The sequence below is a fragment of the Methylobacterium sp. WL103 genome (assembly GCF_008039885.1).
GTDB lineage: Bacteria > Pseudomonadota > Alphaproteobacteria > Rhizobiales > Beijerinckiaceae > Methylobacterium > Methylobacterium cerastii.
This window is the reverse complement of record NZ_VRUX01000562.1, coordinates 1-2,693: the sequence shown is the minus strand read 5'-3', so window position 1 is coordinate 2,693 and position 2,693 is coordinate 1. Positions and strand designations below refer to the sequence as shown.

The following is a 2,693-nucleotide window of genomic DNA, read 5'->3' as shown; positions in this document are numbered from 1 at the left end:
CCTGCGAGGCGTCGGCGGCGGCCGGCGACACCGAGGGCTACTACGCCGAGAACCAAGTGTTTCACGCCGTGGTCTACGGCGCCTGCCGCAACGCGTTCCTCGCCGAGCAGGCCCGCCTGCTGAGCCGGCGGCTGGCCCCCTATCGCCGCCTGCAGCTGCGGACGCGCCACCGCCTCGGCCAGTCGCTGGCGGAACATGCCGGCATCGTCGCGGCGATCCTCGCCGGCGACGACGCGGCGGCGGGCGAACGCCTGCGCACGCACGTGGTGGTGCAGGGCGACCGCTTCTCGGACCTCGTCGCCGGCCTGCGCTCGCTCGGCGACGCCGCCTGAGGCGGGAATCCCGTTCACCGCGTTTGCAATCGGTGCAAAGCGCTACGCAGAACAACTCAACCCAAGATTGTATTTGCTGCTACGATCCGCCTCGTCGGGATTGGCCGGTCGGAGGCGTCGATGCTCAAACAGTTGGTTCAAAGCGCGGGTCGGAAGGCCGGCCTCGACATCTTCCGCGCGAGCACCGATCCGTTCCGGTGGAGCCACACCGTCCACGACTACTATCCGGTCATGCCGCAAGCGCGCTGGCAGCCGCAGACGCCGCCGCACAGCCGGCTGCGGGCGGTGCTCGACCAGGGGCGGCCGGACTACGCGCGCTTCGTATCCGCGCTCGAGGATCACGCTGCGCTGATCCACGGCGTCGCCCACCCGCCCGACCCTGCGGACCCGACCGCGCCGTGCTGGAACAACACCTGGTTCACGGCGCTGGACGCCGCCGCGCTCATGACCTTCCTCGCCTGGAAGCGGCCGGCCCGCTACGTCGAGATCGGTTCGGGCACCTCGACCTGCTTCGCGCGCCGCACGGTGGAGCGGCTGTCGCTCCCGACCCGGATGACCTCGATCGATCCCAACCCGCGCCGGCACATCGACCGGATCTGCGACGCGGTGATCCGCCAGCCGCTCGAAGACTGCGACCTCACGGTGTTCGACACGCTGCAGGCCGGCGACGTCCTGTTCTTCGACGGGTCGCACCGGGCCTTCGCCAACTCGGACGTGGTGGTGTTCTTCTTCGAGATCCTTCCGCGCCTGGTGCCCGGCGTGATCGTGCAGATCCACGACATCTTCATTCCCGACGACTACCCGACCGCCTGGAACCACCGGCTCTACAACGAGCAGTACCTGCTCGCCGCGATGCTGATGTGCGGAAGGCCGCCGTTCCGGGTGACAGCGCCGGTCACCTACCTGTGCCAGGATCCGGAATTCGCGGCGCGGGTGAAGCGCGTGTTCGCGGCGCCGGACGGCGGCCTCGAAATCCCGTTCCACTACCCGAACGACACCGGCCTGCCCGGCGCCTCGTTCTGGTTCGAGACGCGGCGCGTCGACTGATCGTCAGCCGGCGGCGTCCGCCGGCAGGTCGGCGGCGGCGTCGCCGAAGTTGGCGGCGATGACCGGCTTCTTGCCGCGGATATGCTCGCGCATCAGGTGCGAGAGCGCGGGGCCGTCGCGGCCGCGCAGGAGCTGCACCATCCGCTCGTGCTCCTCGATCGCCCGGGTCCACTGCTCGGGCGTCTGGTGGGCGGAGTAGCGCGAGCGCTGGATGCGGCCCGACAGGCTGCGGTAGATCCCCGACAGCGTCGCGTTGCGGCTCGCCGCCATGATCGCCTCGTGGATCTGGCGGTTGAGGCGGAAGTACCCGGCCTCGTCGGACGCCTTCCACATCGCCACCATCGCGTCGTGGTCGGCTTGGATCGCGGCGACCTCGTCGTCCGTTACGGTGCGGCAGGCGAGGTCGGCGGCCGTCGCCTCGAGGCCGGCGATGACCTCCATCATCTCCTCGATCTCGACCTGCGAGAGGCTGGCGACGCGGGCGCCGCGGTTCGGCAGCAGTTCGAGGTGGCCTTCGGTGGCGAGGATCTTGATCGCCTCGCGAAGGGGTGTGCGCGAGATGCCGAAGCGTTCGGTCAGCTCGCCCTCGTTGACGCGGGCCTTCGGCTCCATCTCGCCGGATTGGATTAGCGCACGAATCCGGTCCGCCACCTCGTCGTGAAGATAACGTCGACTGATGCCGAGCCCGGGATCGATCTTGTTCATGCGGTCGATTTCATGCGTTCGATGCTCATCGCTGCCGAGCAGGAGGCCGACCCTGTTTAGGCGCCTCCCAAATCAGTGTCGAGGCGCCAGGGCCCGGTCGAGGACCCTGACCACATGTTCCGCCGTCATCCCGAGCCCGTCGTGGATCTGGTGGCGGCAGCTGGTGCCGTCGGCGACGACGAGGTCGTCGGGGCCGGCCTTGCGCAACGCCGGAAACAGCGACAGCTCGGCCATCGCCAGCGAGGTGTCGACCGTCTCAGGCCCGTAGCCGAAGGCGCCGGCCATGCCGCAACAGCTCGATTCGATCGGCCGGACGTCGAGCCCCGGCACGCTGCGCAGCACGCTCTCCACCGCGCCCATCGCGCCGAAGGACTTCTGGTGGCAATGGCCGTGCAGGTGCGCGACGCGGCCGCCCTGGTCGGCGAAGTCGGGCGCGATCAGCCCGGCCTTGAGGTCGGCGGCGAGCAGTTCCTCGATCAGCAGGCTCTGCTTGGCCAGCAGGTTCGCGTCCGTCCCGGGCAGCAGGGCGACGAACTCGTCGCGGAAGGTGAGGAGGCAGGACGGTTCGAGCCCGACCACGCGGGCGCCGGCTCGGACGAAGGGCAGCAG

General features: G+C 69.6%; 3 protein-coding genes and 1 pseudogene. 2 read left to right on the top strand and 2 right to left on the bottom strand.

Features of this window, described 5'->3' with window-relative positions:
* Positions 1 to 332, top strand: a 332-nt coding sequence (locus FV222_RS22340) for an FCD domain-containing protein (RefSeq protein WP_147815666.1), incomplete at its 5' end; no start/stop codon positions are given.
* Between the two features lie 120 nt (positions 333 to 452).
* On the top strand, positions 453 to 1,379 hold the full coding sequence (locus FV222_RS22335; RefSeq protein ID WP_147762288.1) for a class I SAM-dependent methyltransferase: 927 nt from the start codon (positions 453 to 455) through the stop codon (positions 1,377 to 1,379).
* A 3-nt stretch (positions 1,380 to 1,382) separates the two neighbouring features.
* On the opposite strand, the gene FV222_RS22330 is transcribed toward FV222_RS22335, so the two are convergent.
* Both FV222_RS22330 and FV222_RS22325 read right to left on the bottom strand, forming a co-directional pair.
* The gene (locus tag FV222_RS22330) at positions 1,383 to 2,084 is read right to left on the bottom strand and encodes a GntR family transcriptional regulator (RefSeq protein WP_147750437.1); all 702 of its coding nucleotides are present in this window, start codon (positions 2,082 to 2,084) and stop codon (positions 1,383 to 1,385) included.
* A gap of 72 nt (positions 2,085 to 2,156) precedes the next feature.
* A pseudogene (locus FV222_RS22325) lies at positions 2,157 to 2,693 on the bottom strand (FAD-binding oxidoreductase); the annotation flags it as partial.

Bases quoted from the DNA above. Each gene is read 5' to 3' on its own strand.
- FV222_RS22335 (WP_147762288.1), top strand. From the start codon at position 453: ATGCTCAAACAGTTGGTTCAAAGCGCGGGTCGGAAGGCCGGCCTCGAC.
- FV222_RS22330 (WP_147750437.1), bottom strand. From the start codon at position 2,084: ATGAACAAGATCGATCCCGGGCTCGGCATCAGTCGACGTTATCTTCAC.